The sequence below is a fragment of the Chryseobacterium sp. JV558 genome, assembly GCF_033712365.1.
In the GTDB taxonomy this organism is placed as follows: domain Bacteria; phylum Bacteroidota; class Bacteroidia; order Flavobacteriales; family Weeksellaceae; genus Chryseobacterium.
In genome coordinates this window covers 404,694-428,737 of the sequence record NZ_WJHU01000004.1, presented here as the reverse complement: position 1 = coordinate 428,737, position 24,044 = coordinate 404,694, and the positions used below count along the sequence as shown (strand labels likewise).

The following is a 24,044-nucleotide window of genomic DNA, read 5'->3' as shown; positions in this document are numbered from 1 at the left end:
ACTTATCATAAAATAACATACATTAGTTTGTAACAGATAAGAAAGATCGGTATTACTGGTCTTTTTTTTGTCTAAATTTGTGAATCCTTACAAAGCATATAAATATAAGTGATGAATCCTATCTCTGTTCTTCATATCGATCTTTTTCAGGCAGGTAAAAATACTTCAGATTTTTATTTTAACACAATGAAGAATCATTTGGTGGTAGGACATCGTCATATAGAAAAGCCACACAGACATGATTTTTATGCTGCTGTTCTTTTCACCAAAGGAGTAGGAGTGCATGAAATCGATTTTCAAAAATATGATGTTTCTGAGGGAAGCCTTTTCTTTCTTTCACCCGGACAGATTCACAGTTGGGAGCTTTCAGAAGATATAGAAGGTTATATTTTCTTTTGTTCTCAGGAATTTTATGAAATGCATTATGTAAATCAGAAACTGAGGAATTTTCCCTTTTTTGGATCTGTGTCTTTTCCTAGAAAGCTTCAACTGGATGCTTTGGAATTGAAGAAGAATATTAGTTTATTTCAGGAATTGGGAGAAGAACATCAGGCTAAAAATATAATGAAAGAAGGGCTTATTTTGTCATTGATGTCCCAGATCTTTATTAATTCCACCCGGCTATTTTCAAGAGACTTTGATACACAGGATTCTGCCGCCGGACTTTCCTATTTTAAACATTATCAGGATTTTGAAAATCTGATTGAACAGCATTTTGCAGAACATAAATCGATTACCCATTATGCTTCTTTATTAGGGATTTCCTCCAAACATCTGAATAGAATTGTACAGACTGTTGTTCAAAAAACAGCTACTGATGTTATTACAGAAAGAGTGGTACTGGAAGCCAAAAGAATGTTGATGTATCTGGACGAAAGCCTGGTTGAAATTGCTTTTAGATTAGGATATGAAGAATATTCCTACTTTGTAAGAGTATTCCGGAAAAGCTCCGGAATGACTCCCACTCAGTTTATGAGGAAATATAAGGCTTAATTTAGTTGATAGTTCAATGTTTAAGGTTTAAGGTTTAAGGTTGTCAGTTCTGATATCTTAGTTCTCTGTTAAGATTCACTATTCACTTGCGAAGCAAAATTCACCATTGATATAATAAAACCTCTATCAATATTTCACAGAGTATTTTCCCTAGTCCCTACTGCCTGCAACCTACCATCTGCTCCTAAAGAGCTAACTTAAACGGCCCTTCAAAAGTTGTTTCAAAAGAATCTATCAGTTTTCCTTCCTCATCAAAAACTCCGATGATCATATTTTGTTTTGAAAACTTAATCTCATCTTCAGGGAAGGAGATATTGATGTTTCCTTTCAAGATTTGGTCTCCTTTCAAGATGATTTTTTCAGAACCAAAATACGTGATTTCAGCATTTGATGGAGTGATAACTTTGATACTTAAAGTCTTTTTCTCATTAGATTTATTCAGAAGCGTATAAATAAAGGTATTGGTAATTTTACCATTTTTAACGAAGAATGTAGAGCCTGCCGGTTTGATGAATTTCGCTTCCATAGAACCTCGGTCGTACATTAAAAATCCAAGAAATCCAATCAGCAATGCCAGGATAATGGTCGTCGCTTTCATTCTCGGAGTAAATCTGAACTTTTCGCGGTTTTCTATTTCTGATTCTGTAGCATAACGAACCAGTCCTTTAGGTAGACCTACTTTTTCCATCACTTCATCACAGGCATCAATACAGGCGGTACAGTTAACGCATTCCAATTGTTGCCCGTTTCTGATGTCAATTCCCGTAGGACAGACAACAACGCATTGATTACAATCTATACAATCTCCTTTACCAGCCGCTTTTCTATCTTCATTATTTCTCCATTTTGAACGGCCTTCCCCTCTTTTAAAATCATAATATACGTTGATTGTCTGTTTATCAATTAGAACTCCCTGAAGTCTTCCGTAAGGACAAACCAGAGTACATACCTGCTCACGAAGCCATGCAAAAACAAAATAGAAAGTCATCGTGAAAAAGATCATCGTAATAAACTTCAAAGGATGTTCTGAAGGTCCTTCCAGCATGATCTGGAAAACCTGCTCATAGCCTACAATATACATAAACATGAAAGTAGAGATGACCAGCGAAATCAAAATAAAAACAGACCATTTTGTCAGTCTTTTTCGGATTTTTTCAGCATCCCATTCCTGTCTGTCGAGTTTCATCTGTTTGTTTCGGTCTCCTTCAATCCAGAATTCTATTTTACGGAAAACCATTTCCATAAAAAGAGTTTGAGGACAAAGCCAGCCACAGAATATTCTTCCGAAAACTACAGTAAATAGCATCACAAAAATAACAGAAGTTACCGCTCCCAAAGCAAGGATAAAAAAGTCCTGCAGGTAAAAAGGCTGCCCAAGGATAAAGAATTTCCTGTCGATGACATTGATGAGCAGAAAAGGATTATTGTTGATCTTTACAAAAGGCAGTCCGAAAAATATAGCAAGAAGAAGATAGCTGGTGTAATTCCTGTAGTTGGTGTATTTTCCTTTAGGTTTTCTGGGGAATATCCACTTCCTTTTTCCGGTTTCATCCATTGTTCCCACTGAATTTCTGAAATCTTCATTTTCAATTTCCAAAGACTTGATATTGTTGGACTCTGCGCTCATTGTTGTATGCTATAAAAGTATATTGGTACTATTTTCATCCGGATCCATCCTGTTTTTTGAATTGATTTTATCATTGAAAAAAGTGATCGATCCTGTTACTGCAAAGCTCCGGATTATATCCTCTTATTACTAATAGGATCTACTTCAAAAATAGGACAATTAGGACATTTTGTGTTCTTGGTTTTTATTATATCAAAATGAGAAAATATTTTGAAACCTGTAAGTCATATTGTAAATTGCAGGTCTAAAAATGAAGTATGAAGAATATATTTAAAATAGGCATGATTGGTTTGGTTTTCGCATTGGTAAACTGTCAATCAGTAAATTATAGTAAAATGTTTTATGAGGGAGTAAAACCGGAAATGGTTTCAGATACGTTCAGTTTCACAGAAGGGCCATCAGCAGATAAAGAAGGGAATGTTTACTTTACCGATCAACCCAATGATAAGATCTATTATTGGGATTGGAAAAGCAATAAGGTAATAGAATTCTTAGACAAGACGGGAAGGGCCAACGGAACGCACTTTGACAAAGACGGATATTTAATTACCTGCTCAGATGATCAGGGAGAAATCTGGAAAATTTCCAAAGACAAAAAAGTAGAAGTCCTGCTTAGAGGTTTTGAAGGAAAAAGACTGAATGGCCCTAATGATGTCTGGAATGATGAAATCGGAGGAATGTATTTTACAGACCCATTATACGAAAGAGATTATTGGATAGGTTTTAAACAGGAACTTCCACATAAAAGCCTTTACTACAGAGATAAAGCAGGGAAAGTTACCAAATTGGATACATTTACTCAGCCGAATGGAATTGTAGGCAGCGAAAAACTGAAAAAATTATACCTTTCTGATATTGATGCCGGGAAAACGTATGTATATGACATACTGGGCGAAGGAAAACTTTCTGAAAAAAGACTTTTCTGTGAAATGGGATCAGACGGAATGGAGCTGGACAAGCATGGAAATCTTTATTTGACAGGAGATGGGGTACATGTTTTTAACCGTTCCGGAAAGAAAATTTACCATATTCCTATTCCTGAAAAATGGACCTCCAATGTAACTTTTGGTGGAAAAAATAATGATATTCTATTTATTACTGCTTCAAAATCTGTATATACATTTCCTACCAGAGTAAGAGGAATAAAATAGCATTCAATGTTTATATAAATAAAAGAGCTCTGAAATTTCAGAGCTCTTTTATTGTATTGTTGAAATTACCCCGTCAAAAATTCTCTGAATTTTCGCCACCCCTCCGGAGGAGGGGAATTCTCAGACGGTTAATTACTTTTTCTTTAAATATTGAAGCTTTTGTGGTTTATAAATTTTAGAATGAAGTTGTAAAGTTAGTAAGCAACTTCCATTTTTACCTTTTTCCCCTTCAGTTTTTCATTCTGAAGCTTTCTTAAAACAGCATTTACTTTACTTCTGGAAACAGCAACATAAGAAGTGGTATCCTTTACTTCAATCAAACCGATATCTTCCTTCTGAAGTTCTCCTTTTTTGATGAGATAGCCTACAACATCCACTTTGTTGACCTTATCTTTTTTTCCTGCGCTGATATAAATAGTCTGGAAAGGTGTTTTTTCCGGCACTTTAGTAAATCCAGTGACACTTTCTTCAGGAGTATTGTTTTTAATGAATGGGAAGTTTTCTTCCTCTGTCATAATGAGGTATACAAAACCTTTGGCATTCATCCTTGCAGTACGTCCGTTTCTGTGGATAAAAGCATCTTCTTTTGGAGGAAGCTGATAATGTACAATAGATTCTACCTCCGGAACATCAAGTCCACGGGCAGCAAGATCCGTAGTAATAAGAATTCTTGCGGAATCATTTCTGAATTTCAACAATGCACGTTCTCTTTCATCCTGTTCCATACCGCCATGGAAGGTTTCTCTGTCGATTCCCATCTGATGAAGAAGTTCTGAGATTCTATCAACAGCCTCACGGTGGTTACAGAAAATAAGAGTCCTTTTATTGCCTATCTTACAGATTAAATTAAATAAAGTATCCAGTTTTTCCTCAGAAATTGTCATTACTTTTCGTAATTGGATATCTGGTTTTACTTCACTTAGTTTTAAAAAGTCAATGGTTTTTTCATTCTTTAAACCGGTAAACGTTGGAATTTCATCCATCGTTGTAGCTGAAGTTAAAATTCTTTGTGAAAGACCTTTTAATGAACCTGCAATAAATTCCATATCTTCATGAAAACCTAGCTCCAGCGCTTTGTCGAATTCATCAAGAACGAGTGTTTTAATCGTTGTCGGATCAAAATTATTATTTCTCACATGGTAAGCAACCCTTCCCGGAGTTCCTATCAAAACTGCAGGAGCTTCAATTAAGTTGTTGGCCTCAATTTTTTTATCATGTCCACCATAACAAGCAGATACTTTAAAATCTGTTCCCATAGCTTTAAAAACCTGCTCAATCTGTAAAGCCAATTCTCTGGCCGGAACCAATATTAATGCCTGAACTCCCTGAACATTTTTTTTCAGATTCCGGAGAACCGGAAATAGAAAAGCAAGAGTCTTTCCAGATCCTGTAGGAGAGAGTAAAACAATGTCTGTATTGTTTTCAGACGCAGTATAAGTAGATTTCTGCATCTGATTCATATCCTGAATCTGCAGTTTTTGATAGATTGATTGTAGTTCCATGGTGCAAAGGTAGTGAAATAGACAGTAGATTTTACAAACGGTAAATGGTGAATAGTCAATTCGCTTCACTTGTCAATTTTTCAAACCGTATTCATTCTCTATTTACTTGCAAAGCAAAATTCACTATTCATAAATGGGTTATTTATAGTTTGATTGCCATCTGTTCTTCACAGTGTCATTCTGAACAGTGCAAAGCGTAGCGAAGCATCTTTATTATAAATTGTACTCCAGTTCTTATTCTCTATTTTTAATATCAAAAAATAACCTGGATTTTTCTGAACCACTTAATCTTTCAATTTTTAAATCCTTTAATCTTTAATTATTAAATATTGATATTCAGTTATTTAATGAGAATATGTGTAAAGATAAAAGTATTGCTTGTCTCAAATAAAATTCCTATCTTTGCACCCACTTTTTGTGTGAAAGGTTTGATGAGTAAATTATTATAAACTAATTACTTCCGTATTTTTTAGATCCACATTTATTCAAGCCATTAAAAAAGAAGGAATACAAATTTTATTAGAAAATGTCAAAAGAGACAAATTCAGCAGAGGTTTTATTAAACCAAAACGTAGCACCAGAACAATTTGATTGGGATTCTTTCGAATCAGGTCTTGATGCAGATGCGAGAAAAGAAAAAAGCGATTTAGAAGAAATCTACAACGGATCTCTTAACAGCCTAAACGATAATGACGTTTTAGTTGGTAGAGTAGTAAGATTAACTGACAAAGAAGCTATCGTAGACATCAACTTCAAATCTGAAGGTGTTATTTCTCTTAACGAATTCCGTTACAACCAAGGCCTGAAAGTAGGTGATGAGGTAGAAGTAATGGTTGACAAGAGAGAAGACAAAACTGGTCAGTTACAATTATCTCACAGAAAAGCTAGAACGCTTAAAGCTTGGGATAAAGTAAACGAACTTCACGAAACTGGAGAAATCGTTAACGGTTTTGTTAAATCAAGAACTAAAGGTGGTATGATCGTTGACGTTCACGGAATCGAAGCATTCTTACCTGGTTCTCAAATTGACGTTAAGCCAATTAAAGATTACGATCAGTTCGTAGGAAAAACTATGGAGTTCAAAGTTGTGAAAATCAACCCTGAGTTCAAAAACGTAGTTGTATCTCACAAAGCATTGATCGAAGCAGATATCGAAGGTCAGAAAAAAGAAATCATCGCTCAGCTTGAAAAAGGTCAGGTTCTTGAAGGTACTGTTAAGAATATTACTTCTTACGGTGTATTCATTGACTTAGGAGGTGTTGATGGATTGATCCACATTACAGACCTTTCTTGGTCTAGAGTGAACCACCCATCTGAAATCCTAGAGGACGGACAGACTGTAAAAGTTGTAATCCTTGATTTTGATGATGAGAAAACAAGAATCCAATTAGGTATGAAGCAATTAGAAGCTCATCCTTGGGATGCTCTTTCTGCTGACATGAAAGTTGGAGATAAAGTAAAAGGAAAAGTAGTAGTTCTTGCTGACTATGGTGCATTTGTAGAAATTGCTCCAGGTGTAGAAGGATTAATCCACGTTTCTGAAATGTCTTGGTCTACTCACTTAAGATCTGCTGGAGATTTCGTAAAAGTAGGTGATGAAGTAGAAGCTGAAGTATTAACTTTAGATAGAGAAGACAGAAAAATCTCTCTTGGTATCAAGCAATTGTCTAAAGATCCATGGGAAAATATCGAAACTAAGTATCCATTAGGATCTAAGCATGTAGGAACTGTAAGAAACTTTACTAACTTTGGTGTATTCGTAGAGTTAGAAGAAGGTATCGACGGATTAATCTACATCTCTGATCTTTCTTGGACTAAGAAAATCAAGCACCCATCTGAATTCTGTGCAGTAGGTGATAAATTAGATGTTGTAGTTCTTGAATTAGATATCCAAGCTAGAAGATTATCTCTAGGTCACAAGCAATTGACTGAAAACCCATGGGATAAATTCGAAACTAAATATGCTGAAGGAACTATCCACGCTGGTAAAGCTGTAGAAGTTCACGATAAAGGAGCTTCTGTTCAATTCGAAGATGCTGAAGTAGAAGCATTCTGTCCTTCAAGATTATTAGAGAAAGAAGATGGATCTAAAATCAAAAAAGGTGAAGATGCTCAATTCAAAGTAATCGAATTCAACAAAGAATTCAAGAGAGTAGTAGTATCTCACACAGGTATCTTCAGAGACGAAGAAAAGAAAAACGTTAAAGAATCTTCTTCTAGAAACGTATCTTCTTCTTCAAACAACGAAGAAAGATCTACTCTTGGAGACATCGATGCATTAGCAGAGTTGAAAAGAAAAATGGAAGAAGGTAAATAATCTTTGAACCATTGATATATAAGGAGCCGCTCGTTTGAGCGGCTTTTTTTATGTAAATACAATAAATAAAATGTAAAACTTGATAAAGAAACAATAATATATCATCAGAAATCAAAATTTTTTCAAAAAAAATAGAGATCAATAATCATTAAAAATATCCATTGATGTGTGACTTATTTGATGAAATAATTAAATTGTAAAGATTTAAAAATACGTTAAATATAATGTGGTAGGCATAAACTTGTGATGAGGTTCTCCTTATTGAGAAATATGCAAAATGACATTGATTTGATGATTTTTAATGTATTCATTTATATTTTGATTTTTAATAAAAAAAATATTAAAGTTATGTGAATTATTTGTAGATTAGCGGCTTTAATAATGGATATGAAAAATAGAGCTCTACCCCTTTTATTTGCAGTGTTTTCTGCATTTCCGACTATATTATTCGGACAGGATAATGAAAAACTGATTAAGGATTATATTTCTCAAAATAAAATAAGAGAATATAAAAAGTCTGATCTTAATAATATCATTGTTGATATTGTAGATCCTTCAAAATCCTTAAATGGTAATGTTGTGAAATTTTTACAGACGTATAATGGTTTACCAATTTACAGCTCTGTAGGAACAGCATTGATCAAGGACAGTAAAATTGTTTATTATACAGATAATTTTGTAAAAGACTATACTGCATCTACATCTGGTACAGCTGCAATTAATAAAAACATGGCTCTTCAAAAGATTGCTGAAGATCTGAAAAACCCTGATATTGCAAATTTTACGATTCTTGAATATCTTGAAAAGACTCAAAAAAAAGCCACATCAGCCAATCAAAGACTGGTATATACCAATGACGAGAACGGAAACTTGCGTTTAGCCTATGAATATACCTTAACGGAACCAAAGACTCCGAATTACTGGAATATTTTAGTAGATGCCAACAATGGAAATATCCTGTTAAAAAACAACCTGACTTTATCCTGTAATTTCCATCATGATGCTTATAGCTCAGATGCTGAGTACAGCCATGCTGATCATTTTGAAAATACCCTAATGGGGCCTCAAAATAATGTAGCACAGAATAATATTCCGTTACTTTTACCGGATAATGCATCCTATAATGTATTTCCATTGCCAATTGAAGCGCCTACTTTTGGTTCAAGATCAATCATTACGAATCCTTGGATCCTGAGTGCTTCTCCTGAAGGATGGCATTCTGACGGTACTACTCATTATACTGTTACAAGAGGAAATAATGTTTTTGCCTACGAAGATGCTGCAGGAACAGCTTTAACAGCGCCTGATTATCTTACAGGAGCTCCGGCAGACGGTGGGGCTACAAGAAATTTTGATTTCCCTTTTAATATCAATGAAACTCCGTTAAACAACAGAAATGCTGCTATTACGAATTTATTTTATCTGAATAATAGAATTCATGATGTTTTCTATAAATTCGGATTTACAGAATCTGCCAGAAACTTCCAGCAGAACAATTTTGGTAATGGACCTGTAGGAGGAGATGATGATTCTGTATATGCAGAAGCTCAGGATGGAAGCGGATTAAATAATGCGAATTTCTCTTCAGGACAGGATGGTTATAATGGTAAAATGCAGATGTACCTTTGGTCTCCGGTAGGAAGAGTATTCTACTATAACGCACCAACGGCTGCTGTTTCCCGTACACCGGGAGCTGGAACTGCTCAGTTTGGCGCTCCGTTACCTATGGGCGGAATAACAGGTGATGTAGCGCTTTCATCAGTTTTGGATGGTTGTACAGCTTTGCCTGCAAGTTCATTGACTGAGAAAATAGGACTGGTTGAAAGAGGAACATGTTCTTTTGCTGTTAAAGTGAAAAACCTTCAGGATGCCGGAGCTAAAGCAGCGATTGTTTATAACAACGCAGTGAATGGAGCTACTATAGGTAATATGGCAGGTAATGATCCAACAATTACAATTCCTTCGGTACTTATTACCAATGCAGAGGGAGAATATATCAAAACTCAGATGGCAGCAAGTACTACTGTAAATGTTACCTTAAAAGGAAATATGACTCCTGATGGAAGTTTTGATAACGGAATTGTAACTCATGAATATGGTCACGGAATATCCAACAGAATGACAGGTACAGGATATAACTGTCTGAATGCAGGAGTGAGTAGAGAACAGATGGGAGAAGGATGGTCTGATTTCTTCGCCTTAATGTTGACTAATAAAGCTGGAGATAATGCTACTGTAGCAAGAGGTACAGGTACTTATGCATTAGGTCAGGCGATAACAGGAGGAGGTATTAGACCTGCAAAATATTCAACAAGCCTTTCTGTTAACGGATTTACATATGGAGATACCAATGGGATGGAATACAATAACGGATCAGCAGTTGTTCCGGATGTACACTCTATTGGTTTCGTTTGGGCTACTATGCTATGGGATCTTCACTGGAAATATGTTGAAAAATATGGATATTCTTCAGATGTATTATCCACAACTCCTAACGGAAGTACAAAAGTATTACAACTGGTAACAGATGCTTTGAAACTTCAGACATGTAACCCTAGCTTTATTGATGGAAGAAATGCAATATTAGCAGCAGAGCTGGCAACAACTGGAGGTGTTGACAAATGTATGATCTGGGGCGTTTTCGCAAGAAGAGGTTTAGGAGTGAATGCTTCTGCAGGAGTGAAGAATAATATTAATGATCAGGTTCAGGACTTTAATGTACCAGAACAGTGTTTATTAGCTACCAATGAAGTGAATGGTGATAAAAATAATAATATTTCTATCTATCCAAATCCGGCTAAAGATGAGTTTTATATCAACTTCCCAAGCAATACCCTTGGAAAAGTAAGCGTAGAACTTTATGATATGTCTGGTAAACTGGTTTCTTCTGAAGATAAAATCTCACCAGATGCTAAGAAAGCAATTTCTACAAACAATTTGGTAAACGGAACTTATATGGTTAAAATCAAAGGATTAGGTTTCGAAGCAGCTTCAAAAGTAATGGTTAAAAAATAATTTATTTATAATCAATTTTAAAATCGCCACAAGCTTGCTTGTGGCGATTTTGTTTATCTATCATGATAACACTTTAGATTGGTTTAATTTATATGTCGTAACTTTGCAGGCTGTAAAAAAAATTATGAAGAAGAAAAATATACTAAAAGGTGTTTTATTTGTAGGGATTGGAGCTAGTATATACGGTATGTTGGCCACTTTTGTGAAAATGGCTTACCATGATGGTTTCACCACTTCGGAAGTGACTACTTCCCAGTTCGTATTAGGTTTAATAGGACTTTTGATCCTTAATCTTATTCAGACCCTAACCTCAAAACAAAAGTTATCGCTGCCCAATTCTAAAGAAGTAAGAATGTTATTGCTTGCAGGAACTTCTCTGGGAGGGACAAGTTTATTCTATTATATTGCGGTACAATATATCAATGTTTCCATTGCTATTGTACTATTGATGCAGTCCGTCTGGTTCAGCGTGGTAGTGGAAAGTATTATTTCAAAAAAACTGCCCAATGCAAGAAAAGTAATTTCTGTGGTTATCGTATTGTTGGGAACAGTCCTGGCAACAAATCTTATCAATATGGAAATTGAGCTGGACTGGCATGGAGTCTTCTGGGGATTGATGGCGGCTGCTTCGTATACCCTGACAATGTTTACTTCCAATACGCTGGCTACCCATCTTCCGGTTTTCAGAAAAAGTATTATTATGCTGGCTGGTGGTTCTGTGGTGGTTTTTGCATTTTTATTTTTTGCTCAGATAGGACCTATGTATTTTGATGGTTTAAAATCATTGTACTTGAATTTCACAGAAAATACAGAACATATTCATTCATTTAATTATTCAATATTCCTGACGTACGGATTTGTACTGGCTCTCTTTGGAACCATTATTCCACCGATTTTATTCAATATAGGATTTCCGAATGCAGGATTGGGTCTGGGAAGTATTGTTTCATCACTGGAACTTCCGGTTTCTGTGACGATGGCCTTTGTTTTATTAGGTGAGAAAGTGTTTTTAATCCAATGGATAGGAATTACCCTGATTCTTTTTGCTATTGTTTTGATGAATTTACCTTCAAAAAAAGTAAAAGAAGTTTCAGTGGCAGAATTGTCTTAAAAAATATTTAAATAAAATAATAGTTGAACCGTTCCTTTTGGAGCGGTTTTTTTTAATTTTAATCTTTAAAATAAAGTTTCATGAAAGATTTCAGAAATATAACGGCTGCTTTTGCACTGATGATGTCTGGTTTTATATTTTCACAGGTAAAACCTCTGGATGCCATGCTTTCCGACTATAAATATCCTTATGAAGTTCATTTTCTCAATTTAAAATCTCAGGGTGAAGATTTGAAAATGGCTTATATGGATGTACAGCCACAAAAACCAAATGGAAAAACAATAATGCTTCTCCATGGAAAGAATTTCAATGGAGCCTATTGGGAGAAAACAGCAAAAGATTTATCTGATAAAGGATTCAGAGTAGTGATTCCTGATCAGATCGGATTTGGAAAATCGTCCAAACCTCATGCTTATCAGTTTTCTTTTTCACAGCTGGCGGAAAATACAAAAGCAGTTTTAGATGAATTAAAAATTGATAAAGCAATAATCCTGGGGCATTCAATGGGAGGAATGGTAGCGGCCAGATTTACATTGCTGTATCCGGAGAAAGCACAGAAACTGATTCTTGAAAACCCAATAGGACTTGAAGATTATAAAACGTTTGCAGCTTACCAGACCATTGATCAGGCATATCAGTCCGAATTGAAAAATACCGCGGAAACCTATAAAAACTATCAGCTGAAATTCTATTATGATAACAAATGGAAACAAGAATATCAGCCATGGCTTGATCTGATTGCAGGATGGACGCTTCATAAAGATTACCCTCAGGTAGCCTGGGATGCAGCGCTTACCTCGGACATGATCTACAATCAGCCGGTATGCTATGAATTTAAAAATATAAAAGTTCCCACACTTCTTATTATTGGAACAAGAGACAGAACTGCTATCGGGAAAGATAGAGCTCCCAAGGAACTTCAGCCGAAAATGGGGCAGTATCAGGAATTAGGAAAGAAAACTCAGCGTGAAATTGCAGGTTCAAAACTTGTAGAGATTGAAAATGTAGGACATCTTCCTCACATAGAAGTATATCCTCAATTTTTTGATGCCCTGTATCATTTTATACAATAGAATACTTGAAACATTAAGTTTTTGTTGAACGATTAAAATAGTAAGCTATTTTGCTTTCCTTATCATTTCATTAAACTTAATGTTTCAAATTTATTGCTTCTTGCGATCAATAAGTAGTAAAGTACAAACTCCAATTCCTGAAAATAAAACACATGAAATCCCTAAATTCTGTATAAAACCAATACTAATCAGACCTAAACCTATCAGTACATAATAGATCAATCCCAGTAAAGCTCCGGCACTTCCGGTTTCGTTTTTATAATTGATAAGTGCAGTACTCAGAATATTTGGGACTGCCATACTGAATGCCATAACAATAAAAAAATAGGGAATTAAGAAATATATTCCTTCATTTGTTAGAATCCATACGAAAATAGAAGCGATAAATGCAGTAAATGTACCTGCTTCAACTAAGTGTTTAGGTTGTATATTCCTCAATAAAAGAAATCTGTTAAGTTTTGCTCCTGCAAATGTTCCGCAAGCCAATATAATACTGCTGTATCCAAAAACATAAGAGGAATAATGATTGTCTTTAAAGATAAATGGAGCCAGTGAATAGTATAAAAACAGTAAGACATTAAAGCTCATAATCAGTAAACAGCACTTTATGATCGCCTGATCACAAAGCATCCTTTTTAATAAACCTGCTAAAATACCCATGTTGATTTTCTTTACCGAATGATGGGTTTCTGAAACTTTTTTCCGGGAAAGAATAAAAAACAGCCCTCCGAGCAGGCATAATGTTATGAAAACGCCCTGATGACCAACAGAACTGGCCAATACTGAACCTGTGATCATTCCTATTACAGGACTTATGGATAACCCAATTCCGATCCAGGAAAATACTTTATTGATGTTGTCTTGATCATAAGTGTCTCTTAGAATAGTTTGGGTTACGATAGAGCCCACGGAGATTCCAAATGCAGAAATAACCCTGGCGCTAAGAAGAACCATAAAACTGGGCGCAAAAACAGCTGTCAGAGTTCCGATGCCATAAGTGATAAGTCCATATTCCAGAGCCTTTTTCCTTCCGATTCTGTCACATTGTACTCCCCAAAATGCTACTCCCAGAGCAAATGCTATAAAATATAAACTGATCGTCAGGGCGACAGATTCTTCTTTCACTCCGAATTGTTCCTGTACCATTGGTAAAACAGGGCTGTAAATGGTTTCTACAAACTGAGGAAGCATTACAAGTACGGTCAGCAGCCAGATAGGATTTGTCTTTTTCATTTTTTCTGCAAAGTTTCCAAAATTTCAATGTATATTTATAATGATATAAATACAAAAAACATCAAAAATAAGATATGGCTGTATTGAAGCAAAATGAAGAGTTTGATGCGGATTCTATTCAGGAAAAAGTAATTGGAATAGCTTCTGATATGGTGATGCATGATTCCGGCTTTCATCTTCATACAACGAAGGCTCAGCTGCTTTATGCACCATCTGGCTGTATGACGGTCACAACCTCTGACAGACAGTTGGTACTTCCTCCCTTCAGAATGCTCTGGATTCCTGCCAATGAGATTCACCGTGTAAATTTCAGAAATATTGTGGCTTACAGATCAGTTTATTTTGATAAAAGTTATGCAGAAAAATATATGGGCCTCGGCCTTAGAGTGTTGCATGTAAATCCTTTATTAAAAGAAATTATCGAAAGGATCTGCTTTTGGGAATGGTCAGATCTCAAAAATGATCAGGCCAGCCTGATGAATGTATTTTGGGATGAAATGAACAGTGCTCCAGAGGAAAAACTGGAACTTACAATGCCACAAGACAGGCGTTTTAAGAAAATTTCAGAAGAGTGGACTCTGCGATATGCTATGCCACCAATGTTGAAAGATCTTGCAGAAAAAATAGGAGCAGTGGAGAAGACAATCAGCCGTATTTTTAAAAAAGAAACAGGGCTGTCTTATCAGGAATGGAGACAGCAGTGGCGGTTACAAAGATCGATTGAGCTTTTGGTAGAAGGTAATTCAATAGGAGAGGTGTCCTATATTTTAGATTTCTCGTCAGACAGTGCTTTTATAGAATTTTTTAAAAAGCATACAGGCTCAACTCCTTTGCAGTATCTCATAAAACATGAGTAATATTTTGCAGTTGATAAAGCGTTTGGATGGGCATAAATCCCGCTAAACCTTGACAGGGTTTAATGAACATAAATAAATATTGATAATTTAGAAACAGGAAAAGGAACTCCAAATAGAAAATAAAGAATGTTTTAAACAAAAAAAGAGACTGTTTACGGGTAAACAGCCTCTCTTTGTATGTATTGTTGTCTGAATTATTTCTTCTTGTAAGCAGCGTCTTTGATTCTTGCTTTTTTACCTCTAAGGTCTCTGAAGTAGTAAATTCTAGCTCTTCTAACTCTACCTTTTCTATCAAGCTCAATTTTTTGAAGCGCAGGTAGGTTAATAGGGAATACTCTTTCTACACCTACATCACCACTCATTTTTCTGATAGTGAAAGTTTTTGTAGAACCAGTACCTCTTAATTGGATAACTGTTCCTTTGAAGAACTGAGTTCTTGTCTTTTGTCCTTCTTTAATTTCGTAATACACAGTAATTGTATCACCTGCTTTGAATTCAGGGAATTCTTTTTTAGCGATGTACTTGTCTTGTACGTACTTTAATAAATCCATTATTAATAAAATAAAATGTTAAAGCTAAGCAACTTACACGTTCTTCGTCAGAGGTTGAATAACAGGTTGCAAATGTACAAAATAGTTTTTGAATTCACCAAATAATTAATGTACTAAAAACTATAATTTTTTCATTCCGATTTTGTTAAAAAATTAACAGTTAATTTAAAATACCATCAGGCACAGTTTATATGGGAACTCTACTTTTGCCCGAAATAAAAAATCTTAACACCGATTTTTAAATTCCTGATTCACAACTTAAAACTATATGTTATTTTAAAATTAAAGCTATTATGAAACATTATTTCTTCTTTTTTTGTTTCGCGGTCCAGATGGCTTTCGGACAGGTTTTGTTTCCCTATTTACAAAACCCGACACCGAATTCTATGATCGTCAATTGGAAAACAGCTTCCAATAATGAAACAACCGTGATCTACGGAGATTCTCCAACGAATTTGAGCGTGACAGTAACGGGAACTACCAATATCTTTTCAGATACCGGATACAACAACAACTATTATTATCATACGGCAAAGGTTACCAATCTACAGCCGAATACGAAATACTACTATAAGATAAAAACAGGTACCAGCGAGTCTGCTGTTTATAATTTCAGAACACTTCCTTTGCCTGGGCAGGCTGTAACAGCTAATGGAAAGATCCGTTTCCTGATTATGGGGGACAATCAGATCAAAGCTGAGCCTAGATATGACACGCTTACTTTGAATGCCTATAAAAAATTAAAAGAAAAATTCGGAGCTATTTCAGATCCTTCGGATAATATTGCTCTTACTTTTATGGTGGGAGATCAGGTGGATGTAGGAACGTTGGATCATTATGAAAATGTTCACTTTAAAAAGAACATCAAATTGTCACCGTATCTGCCTATTCAGACAACAGTAGGAAATCATGAGACCTACGGAACAATGGGAATGAATTCTTATTATGCTCATTTTTATATTGATGAAATTAGTTATAAAGGGATAAGCTCAGGAAATGAAAATTATTATGCTCAGCAGGCTGGGAATGTATTATTCGTAAGTTTAAGTTCAGAACATACGGGATCTGCACAGCAGACATGGCTTCAACAGGTCTTAACAGCAGCTAACAATGATACTACAGTAGACTGGATCATTTCTTTAAGCCACAGACCTTATCAGGCTGAGCAGTATGTGGGAGATATTTCTACATGGGTAAGAGAAAATGCTGTACCGCTTCTGGTAACTTCTGATAAATATTTAATGCACGTGGGGGCCCACCATCATTTGTACCACAGAGGGCAGTTGAAAAATACACCAAACTATCAGATTATTTCCGGGGGAACGGCTTGGGACCAGTATTGGGGAATGTCTAATGAAAAGGATTTTGATGATGTTCAGAAAACATTGACAGACTGGACGTACCAGATTGTGGAGGTAGATATTCCGACAGGAAAAGTAGATATTGAATGTTATTCTATTGGAGGAGTCTACAACAAAAAGAATAATGTGCTGGTAGATTCTTTCCACAGATATAAAAATCAGCCTAAACCGGCAAAACCATCCATTACAAACAGTTTCTCAGGGTCTATTACTTTGCCTTTGACATTGAATGGAAGTGCATTTACCTCTTCAAATAATGAATTATTGAACACAACACAGTTCCTGATCAGTAAGACATCGAATTTTTCTGTGATTGAAAAAGAGTTCTACCGAGATTTTGAAAACTGGTTCGGAAAAGACGGAAACGGAACTCCTGATAAAACCAAAAACCTGAATGCGGGAGTAGATATTACAAAAGCAACTTTGGCGGCAAACTCTATTCCAAACGGAAACTATTACGTGAAAACACGTTACAGAGACAGAAACCTGGAGTGGAGTGACTGGAGTGATGTGAAGCAGTTTGAAATCACAGGAAGTGTAGTTTCAAATCCTACATTTACTTTAAATAAAACAGAATACGCCCAAAATGAAGCAATTACGGCTACTTTCACTGGAGGTCCTGGAAATCAGCAGGATTGGGTAGGAATTTATAAAAAAGGACAAACACCGGCGAGTACTACTTCACAAGTATATAGTTATACGAATGGGCAGGTAGCAGGAACGGTTACTTTTAATAATGGTATGGCTAATAAAGGTCAGTACTTTGCAGGATTTTTTGCTAACGGTGGTTATACGGAAATCACTCCAAGAAAAGAGTTCTATGTAGGACCGAAAGTTCAGCTGCAGACAACTTCTGATACTTATCCTGTAGGAGGAACAGTGGTTCTTAATTTTACAAATGGACCTAACTTACAGAAAGACTGGATCGGAATTTATAAAATGGGGCAGACTCCGGGAACTACAGCTGCTATCAAATGGAGCTACGTAACTACTGCATTAGGAACGCTTAATTTCACAGGACTTCCGAAAGGATATTATTATGCTCAGTATCTGCTGGAAGATGGATATAACGGAATCGGGGAGAAGGTATTTTTTAAAGTAGGAGATATTGTGACCGATCTTTGGATCAATAAACCTGTATATACTTTAGGTGAAAATATTACCGCTTCATGGACAGATTCTCCAGGGATTATCAAAGACTGGTTAGGGATTTACCCACAAAGTGTTCAGACACCGGATGATAACTTCGTTTCTTATACTTATTTTGACGGAGTGACTCAGGGAACAAAAACGATTCAGGGAACAGCAGTACCTGCTACACCAGGGAACTATTATATGGTCATGTTTACCAATGATTCTTATACAGAAGTCTCAAACAGAGTACAGTTCCAGGTAACTTCACCAACGTTAGGAACGGAAGAAACCAGAAGTACAGAGAAAAATGTAGTGTTGTATCCAAACCCAACCAAACCGGGACAGCCTACTTTCATTAAGAGTGATTACCCGATTGAGAAAATCGAATTGGTTTCAGCTTCAGGAGAATTGCTTTATGTATCAAAAAATATCAATAACCAACGTTTCTCTTTGGTGAATGAAAATCTTCCGGCAGGCGTTTATTTTGTAAAAGTACACGGAAGAAAACTATTTACTTTAAAACTGATTATTCAGTAACAAGTAAACGAAACACAATTATAATTTTAGAGACTGCTGGAAATAGCGGTCTCTTTTTTTATCTTATAACAGAATGTAGATACTGAGCCTAGCAAACATATATTCTTTATTATCATCTGTGAAAATTCGTATCATATAATTGACAAAAAAGCAGCTTCAAAAAAATGAAACTGCCTTTGATATATGAATGCGGTGATTAGTCAACATATAGATCATCCTCGCTTAATGCTGCCGGGTTTTCCGTAGAAGCATACTCATCCGGTATATCTGCCAGCGTTTTGGTTTCCTGGATAAGTTTTCCATCTGTACTATATAATTTTAAGAGGACCCATTTTCCACTGCGTTCAAGTTCCTTAACTCCGTTTAGTGTGGTGAGTTTTATTTTTCCGCTTTGTAAAATACCTGCTTTTACAGAAGATTTATTAGCAGGCTTACCTTTTACGTACTGCACAATTTGAGCTGTGAAGAAGTAATCATTACCTCCGTCTTCACTCAAAGGCTGATTGTAAGTGTATAAAAGAGTACCTTTATGATCATAAATAGCAGCATCGTAAGATGTTTGTTTCGAATTTAATTTCTTCTCAGATTTCAGCTTTTTTTCTTCGGTATACATTTTAATATTCACTAAAACGCCTTCCTTATATTGCGTTTCGGTAAGTCCTTCGTAGGCTGTACCATTATAAGGCAGTTCATCTTTATACGTTAGTGTAGATTTCAGTTTTCCGTCCGGGGAGTAGTATTTAATCTCCTGAGTAATATCGTCTTTTAATGTTTTCTCAGAGGATAACTTTCCTTCTTCATCAAAGTATTTACTGGTGATGATTGAACCGTTCTTATATTCATCAATAGAAGAGATCAGTGCATAATCATAATTAAGTTGATAATCTTCACCCTCTGTTGGCTGGTAAATATCATTCTCTTTATCGTACTGATAAACAAGGTGGCCTATTTTTTTACCGGATTCATCATAAGTGGTTTTATAACCGTCTTTTTTGTTTCTCTTTTGTTCCTGCAGCAGTTGTCCGTTTTTAGCATAAATGATACTTTCTTTTATACTGCCGTCACTTTTAGTTTTTTCTATTTTTGAAATCCTCATTGGATTCGGATAATAATCTACCTGTAGCCCTTCTCCGGAACCCGAAGGAGATGTACCAATAAGTTTCCCTTTTTCACCGTAATATTTAGTCTCGTAGTTGCCGTCTTTATCAGAAGTGGTTTCGTATCTGATTCCCTTCATATCTTCATCATAAATAATGGTCTTTACAGGCAGGGAATTCTCATAATTGGTTATCGTGTTATAATAAGATTCATTTTCAGGGTCCTTGTATGCCACCATTTTTCCTGTGAAGCTGCCGTCAGCTTTATAGACCATATCTTCTGTAATTCTGCCTTTATCGTCATATGACTGAGATGCTCCAACCTGTTTTCCGTTAGAATAAGTTACTGTACTCATTACTTTTCCTTCAGGAGTGTACCAAGTCACTTTTCCGTCAAAAACTTCATTGTTTGGAGTTATATCAGAAGCCAGCCCTTCCATCTGTAGTTTTCCGTCTTTATAGAAATCTTTGATAAGGGTGAGTTTGCCTTTAGGAGTTGTTTCACGGTAGTATTCCATGTTATCCTGAGTGGTTTTTTCCCAGTTTTCATCAAAATAAGTTTTTTCCTGTGCATACACATTGATGCTCAGTACCAGGGCAAGTAATGCTGAGGTAAATAATTTTTTCATGTTTTTATTTAAGGTTTGATTTTGTATATGATTAATGTGATGGTATTTGTTGGAATGGTTCCCTGAAGAAATCAGAAGAAGTAAAGGGCAATAATGGTCTGCCGCGAAATAATTTTTATATTAATAGTGTGTTTAAATCAATGATACCCGAAAACAATGATAGCTTGTATTTCTGGATTTGCAGGCTCAAATATAAATCAAATTGACGAGAAATACCATAAAAACGAACCGACTTGTTCGTTTTTTGTCGATAAAATATTGATTTTTATGATGTTAGATGTTAAAAAGCAAGATTCAATAAAAGGATACAATTCAGGATGATTTCCAGTCATCAGATATACCAGAAAATTTATTAAATTTAGCCAACAGAAAAATCTAATATTTCATGATAGATAAAAGAGTAAAAAATGCAAAGGAGGCCATTGAAGGAATTCAGGATGGAATGACACTGATGCTTGGCGGATTCGGACTTTGCGGTATCCCTGAAAACTCAATCAATGCTTTGGTAGAAAGTGATGTGAAAGATCTTACTTGTATTTCAAACAATGCAGGAGTAGATGATTTCGGATTAGGATTACTGCTTCACAAAAGACAGATCAAGAAAATGATCTCTTCTTATGTAGGAGAAAATGCTGAATTTGAAAGACAGATGCTTTCAGGTGAGCTGGATGTAGAACTTACTCCACAAGGAACTTTGGCTGAAAAATGCAGAGCTGCCCAGGCGGGAATCCCAGCTTTTTATACCCCTGCAGGTTACGGAACTGAAGTAGCAGAAGGGAAAGAAGTAAAAGAATTCAAAGAAAAACCTCATATCCTGGAGCATGCTTACGAAGCAGATTATTCTATCGTAAAAGCATGGAAAGGAGATCATGCCGGAAATCTTATCTTCAAGGGTTCTGCAAGAAACTTCAACCATCCTATGGCGGGTGCTGCGAAGATCACCATTGCAGAAGTAGAAGAATTGGTAGAACCGGGACAATTGGATCCAAACGAAATTCATATTCCGGGAATCATGATTCAAAGAATTTTCCAGGGAGAAAAATTTGAAAAAAGAATTGAGCAGAGAACAGTAAGAACTAAAGAATAAGCTCAAATAATAAATAAAAAAGCGCTGAAAATATTTTCAGCGCTTTTTTTATGCTTGAGGAGTCAGTGTTTTTCTTTCTCCGATTTGTTGTCTCCACATGGCGTAGTAAAGTCCTTTTTCGGCAATCAGATTGCTGTGGGAACCTGTTTCTACTACCTGTCCGCGTTCAAGAACATAGATTTTATCGGCATGCATAATTGTACTTAAACGGTGCGCAATAAGTACTGTTATCTGTTCTTTTTCTTTTGAAATATCCTTGATAGTGGTGGTAATTTCCTCTTCAGTAATGCTGTCCAATGCAGAAGTCGCTTCGTCAAATATCAGCAGATGAGGTTTTCTTAAAAGAGCCCTTGCGATTGCTATTCTTTGTTTTTCACCGCCACTCAGCTTCAGACCGCCTTCACCAATAATGGTTTCAATTCCTTTTTCTGCCCTTTCCAGCAATGCTGTACAGCTCGATTTCTGTAAAGCAACAGCTAGTTCTTCTTCAGTAGCTGCGGGATTTACGAAAAGAAGGTTTTCTTTAATACTCCCTGCAAACAATTGGGTATCCTGCGTTACAAAACCAATCTGATTTCTCAGTTCATCAAAATCAAATTCTTTTCCATTAATTCCATTGTAAAAAATATTCCCTTCCTGAGGTCTGTACAACCCAACCAGCAGTTTTACCAGCGTACTTTTCCCAGAGCCACTAGGTCCTACAAAAGCAATTGTTTCTCCGTTTTTAAGATCAAAAGAGATATTGTTTAAAGCTTTATATTGCGCAGACTGATGTTTGAAAGAAACGTGTTTGAATTCCAGTTCTTCAATAGCACCAATTTGTTTCGGATGAAGAGGTTTTTCTTCCACTTCTTTTTTCATTAAACGGTCAAAATTCTGAAGAGATGCTTCAGCTTCACGGTAAGAAATAATAATATTCCCGATTTCCTGCATCGGCCCGAAAATAAAGAAACCATAAAACATCAGAGACAGATACTGCCCAGGAGTTACAATGTTTTTGAAAATCAAATACAATAAAGTCAGGGTAATCATCTGCTGAAGAAAATTCACCATTGTTCCCTGGATAAAACTTAAAGAACGGATGCTTTTCACCTTTCTCAGCTCAAGACCAAGAATTTTATAGGTATTGTTATTCAAACGGATTACTTCCTGGTTGGTTAATCCTAAACTTTTGACGATTTCAATATTTCTTAAACTTTCTGTAGTACTTCCTGCCAGAGCAGTGGTTTCAGTAACAATATTTTTCTGAATACCTTTTATTCTCTTGCTCAATAGATTGGTAACAAAGGCAATCAGAAAAATTCCGCATATATAAACCGGCATGATCGACCAATGTAAACGGATCGCATACACTGAAACAAAAATAATACTCACCAGGATTCCAAAGAAAATATTGATGAAATTGGTGATGAATTTCACCGTATCTTCTCTTACTTTGGTTAAAATAGATAAGGTTTCACCACTTCTCTGATCTTCAAATTCCTGATACGGAAGAGCCATAGAGTGTTTTAAGCCATCTGTAAATATTTTAGCGCCAAACTTTTGCGTAATAACGCTTACCACGTAATCCTGAAAAGCCTTGGCAATTCTACTTACCATGGCAGTACCGATCAGTAGTCCTAAAAAATAAAAGGCACCATGGTATACAGTACTTCCGTATAAATATTCATTTAGATTTCTGGGTAGTAACTTTTCTTTATCAAAAAAATTAGGATGAGTAACCAACTGGTCAAGAATATTTCCTGTAATAGCAGGGGCAAATAAAGAGAAAACCTGATTAATAGTAGCCAAAAATAACGAAATGAGGATCAGCCACTGATAAGGTTTAAGATATTTAAAAAGTATTTTCATTCTGTTAAAATAATGAAGCAAAATTACAGATATTATTTTAACTAACAGTGTTAATTGTTGAATACAACAAAGGCCTTTTGTATTCAAGTGAAAATAATTAAATTGCAGTCTAAGTTTTTATTATGCTTACAAAAGAACAAATTGCCAAAAGAATTTCAAAAGAACTCAAAGATCGTTATTATGTAAACCTGGGAATTGGGATTCCTACTTTGGTTGCTAACTATGTTCCGGAAGGTATTTCCGTAGAATTTCAGAGTGAGAACGGAGTTTTGGGGATGGGGCCTTTCCCTTTTGCGGGAGAAGAAGATGCTGATATCATCAATGCCGGAAAACAGACTATTACTATTTTAGAAGGAGGTTCATTCTTTGATTCTGCATTCAGTTTCGGGATGATTCGTGGTCAGAAAGTAGACCTTACCATCCTTGGAGCGATGGAGGTTTCAGAGAACGGAGATATTGCCAACTGGAAAATTCCCGGAAAAATGGTGAAAGGAATGGGAGGCGCTATGGATCTTGTAGCTTCTGCTGAAAATATTATCGTTGCAATGATGCACGTGAACAAAGCAGGAGAAAGCAAAATCCTTAAAAAATGTACTCTTCCTTTAACAGGAGTCAACTGTGTGAAAAAAGTTGTTACTGAACTAGCTGTTCTGGATGTAACTCCAGCAGGTTTCAAACTGGTGGAAAGAGCACCGGGAGTTTCAGTAGAAGATATTATCAAAGCTACAGAAGCAGATCTGATCATTGAAGGAGAAATTCCTGAAATGCAATTCTAATTTGATTACAATACAAAAAGTTTCGGCCTCACAAAGTGAGGCCGAAACTTTTTGTAAAACATAGAAGATAAAATCGACATAGGAACTCGGAGCGTGAAGAAAATGAATTCTGAGAACGTTAAGAAAATTCTCCTGCCCGAAG

General features: G+C 35.8%; 16 protein-coding genes. 10 read left to right on the top strand and 6 right to left on the bottom strand.

Annotation, left to right across the window (positions count from 1 at the left end; genetic code table 11):
- The first annotated feature begins 111 nt into the window (after positions 1-111).
- Positions 112-993 carry an AraC family transcriptional regulator gene (locus GFU89_RS16405; protein ID WP_318848158.1) on the top strand — a complete coding sequence of 294 codons (882 nt, stop codon included), beginning with the start codon at positions 112-114 and terminating at the stop codon, positions 991-993.
- A 184-nt stretch (positions 994-1,177) separates the two neighbouring features.
- Here GFU89_RS16405 and ccoG read toward each other — a convergent pair whose 3' ends face one another.
- Positions 1,178-2,620, bottom strand: a complete 1,443-nt coding sequence (gene ccoG, locus GFU89_RS16400; protein ID WP_318848157.1) for a cytochrome c oxidase accessory protein CcoG — start codon at positions 2,618-2,620, stop codon at positions 1,178-1,180.
- 257 nt (positions 2,621-2,877) lie between these two features.
- Between ccoG and GFU89_RS16395 the strand changes: the two genes are divergently transcribed.
- Entirely contained in the window at positions 2,878-3,771 is an 894-nt protein-coding gene (locus tag GFU89_RS16395; protein ID WP_318848156.1) for an SMP-30/gluconolactonase/LRE family protein, read from the top strand.
- A 194-nt stretch (positions 3,772-3,965) separates the two neighbouring features.
- On the opposite strand, the gene GFU89_RS16390 is transcribed toward GFU89_RS16395, so the two are convergent.
- On the bottom strand, positions 3,966-5,273 hold the full coding sequence (locus GFU89_RS16390; protein ID WP_318848155.1) for a DEAD/DEAH box helicase: 1,308 nt from the start codon (positions 5,271-5,273) through the stop codon (positions 3,966-3,968).
- Between the two features lie 526 nt (positions 5,274-5,799).
- On the opposite strand from GFU89_RS16390, the gene rpsA reads away from it, so the two are divergent.
- The 4 genes from rpsA (at position 5,800) to GFU89_RS16370 (ending at position 12,789) form a co-directional block, all read left to right on the top strand.
- Positions 5,800-7,590 (top strand): 30S ribosomal protein S1, encoded by a 1,791-nt coding sequence (rpsA, locus tag GFU89_RS16385; protein WP_318848154.1) that lies wholly within the window; start codon positions 5,800-5,802, stop codon positions 7,588-7,590.
- A gap of 387 nt (positions 7,591-7,977) precedes the next feature.
- The gene (locus tag GFU89_RS16380) at positions 7,978-10,605 is read left to right on the top strand and encodes a T9SS-dependent M36 family metallopeptidase (protein ID WP_318848153.1); all 2,628 of its coding nucleotides are present in this window, start codon (positions 7,978-7,980) and stop codon (positions 10,603-10,605) included.
- Between the two features lie 124 nt (positions 10,606-10,729).
- Complete coding sequence (locus tag GFU89_RS16375; RefSeq protein WP_318848152.1) at positions 10,730-11,716, top strand: EamA family transporter; 987 nt, start codon at positions 10,730-10,732, stop codon at positions 11,714-11,716.
- Positions 11,717-11,796: 80 nt separating this feature from the next.
- Positions 11,797-12,789, top strand: coding sequence for an alpha/beta hydrolase (locus tag GFU89_RS16370; RefSeq protein ID WP_318848151.1), 993 nt, complete (start codon positions 11,797-11,799; stop codon positions 12,787-12,789).
- A 90-nt stretch (positions 12,790-12,879) separates the two neighbouring features.
- Here GFU89_RS16370 and GFU89_RS16365 read toward each other — a convergent pair whose 3' ends face one another.
- Positions 12,880-14,022 carry an MFS transporter gene (locus tag GFU89_RS16365; RefSeq protein ID WP_318848150.1) on the bottom strand — a complete coding sequence of 381 codons (1,143 nt, stop codon included), beginning with the start codon at positions 14,020-14,022 and terminating at the stop codon, positions 12,880-12,882.
- A gap of 74 nt (positions 14,023-14,096) precedes the next feature.
- Here GFU89_RS16365 and GFU89_RS16360 point away from each other — a divergent pair, with 74 nt between their 5' ends.
- Positions 14,097-14,879 (top strand): helix-turn-helix transcriptional regulator, encoded by a 783-nt coding sequence (locus tag GFU89_RS16360; RefSeq protein WP_318848149.1) that lies wholly within the window; start codon positions 14,097-14,099, stop codon positions 14,877-14,879.
- Positions 14,880-15,073: 194 nt separating this feature from the next.
- Here GFU89_RS16360 and rplS read toward each other — a convergent pair whose 3' ends face one another.
- Positions 15,074-15,430, bottom strand: a complete 357-nt coding sequence (rplS, locus tag GFU89_RS16355) for a 50S ribosomal protein L19 (protein WP_047376947.1) — start codon at positions 15,428-15,430, stop codon at positions 15,074-15,076.
- A gap of 293 nt (positions 15,431-15,723) precedes the next feature.
- Between rplS and GFU89_RS16350 the strand changes: the two genes are divergently transcribed.
- A complete protein-coding gene (locus GFU89_RS16350; RefSeq protein ID WP_318848148.1) occupies positions 15,724-18,462 on the top strand; it encodes a fibronectin type III domain-containing protein in 2,739 nt (912 codons plus the stop codon).
- Positions 18,463-18,658: 196 nt separating this feature from the next.
- Here the strand turns inward: GFU89_RS16350 and GFU89_RS16345 are convergent, their stop codons facing one another.
- A complete protein-coding gene (locus GFU89_RS16345) occupies positions 18,659-20,188 on the bottom strand; it encodes a membrane-binding protein (RefSeq protein WP_318848147.1) in 1,530 nt (509 codons plus the stop codon).
- Positions 20,189-20,573: 385 nt separating this feature from the next.
- Between GFU89_RS16345 and GFU89_RS16340 the strand changes: the two genes are divergently transcribed.
- Positions 20,574-21,275, top strand: coding sequence for a CoA transferase subunit A (locus GFU89_RS16340; protein ID WP_318848146.1), 702 nt, complete (start codon positions 20,574-20,576; stop codon positions 21,273-21,275).
- A 48-nt stretch (positions 21,276-21,323) separates the two neighbouring features.
- Here GFU89_RS16340 and GFU89_RS16335 read toward each other — a convergent pair whose 3' ends face one another.
- Positions 21,324-23,126 (bottom strand): ABC transporter ATP-binding protein, encoded by a 1,803-nt coding sequence (locus tag GFU89_RS16335; protein WP_318848145.1) that lies wholly within the window; start codon positions 23,124-23,126, stop codon positions 21,324-21,326.
- Between the two features lie 122 nt (positions 23,127-23,248).
- On the opposite strand from GFU89_RS16335, the gene GFU89_RS16330 reads away from it, so the two are divergent.
- Complete coding sequence (locus GFU89_RS16330; protein WP_047376943.1) at positions 23,249-23,902, top strand: CoA transferase subunit B; 654 nt, start codon at positions 23,249-23,251, stop codon at positions 23,900-23,902.
- Positions 23,903-24,044 lie beyond the last annotated feature (142 nt).

Excerpts from the sequence above, each read along its gene's own strand:
- GFU89_RS16405 (WP_318848158.1), top strand. The coding sequence starts at position 112 with ATGAATCCTATCTCTGTTCTTCATATCGATCTTTTTCAGGCAGGTAAA.
- ccoG (WP_318848157.1), bottom strand. The coding sequence starts at position 2,620 with ATGAGCGCAGAGTCCAACAATATCAAGTCTTTGGAAATTGAAAATGAA.
- GFU89_RS16395 (WP_318848156.1), top strand. The coding sequence starts at position 2,878 with ATGAAGAATATATTTAAAATAGGCATGATTGGTTTGGTTTTCGCATTG.
- GFU89_RS16390 (WP_318848155.1), bottom strand. The coding sequence starts at position 5,273 with ATGGAACTACAATCAATCTATCAAAAACTGCAGATTCAGGATATGAAT.
- rpsA (WP_318848154.1), top strand. The coding sequence starts at position 5,800 with ATGTCAAAAGAGACAAATTCAGCAGAGGTTTTATTAAACCAAAACGTA.
- GFU89_RS16380 (WP_318848153.1), top strand. The coding sequence starts at position 7,978 with ATGAAAAATAGAGCTCTACCCCTTTTATTTGCAGTGTTTTCTGCATTT.
- GFU89_RS16375 (WP_318848152.1), top strand. The coding sequence starts at position 10,730 with ATGAAGAAGAAAAATATACTAAAAGGTGTTTTATTTGTAGGGATTGGA.
- GFU89_RS16370 (WP_318848151.1), top strand. The coding sequence starts at position 11,797 with ATGAAAGATTTCAGAAATATAACGGCTGCTTTTGCACTGATGATGTCT.
- GFU89_RS16365 (WP_318848150.1), bottom strand. The coding sequence starts at position 14,022 with ATGAAAAAGACAAATCCTATCTGGCTGCTGACCGTACTTGTAATGCTT.
- GFU89_RS16360 (WP_318848149.1), top strand. The coding sequence starts at position 14,097 with ATGGCTGTATTGAAGCAAAATGAAGAGTTTGATGCGGATTCTATTCAG.
- rplS (WP_047376947.1), bottom strand. The coding sequence starts at position 15,430 with ATGGATTTATTAAAGTACGTACAAGACAAGTACATCGCTAAAAAAGAA.
- GFU89_RS16350 (WP_318848148.1), top strand. The coding sequence starts at position 15,724 with ATGAAACATTATTTCTTCTTTTTTTGTTTCGCGGTCCAGATGGCTTTC.
- GFU89_RS16345 (WP_318848147.1), bottom strand. The coding sequence starts at position 20,188 with ATGAAAAAATTATTTACCTCAGCATTACTTGCCCTGGTACTGAGCATC.
- GFU89_RS16340 (WP_318848146.1), top strand. The coding sequence starts at position 20,574 with ATGATAGATAAAAGAGTAAAAAATGCAAAGGAGGCCATTGAAGGAATT.
- GFU89_RS16335 (WP_318848145.1), bottom strand. The coding sequence starts at position 23,126 with ATGAAAATACTTTTTAAATATCTTAAACCTTATCAGTGGCTGATCCTC.
- GFU89_RS16330 (WP_047376943.1), top strand. The coding sequence starts at position 23,249 with ATGCTTACAAAAGAACAAATTGCCAAAAGAATTTCAAAAGAACTCAAA.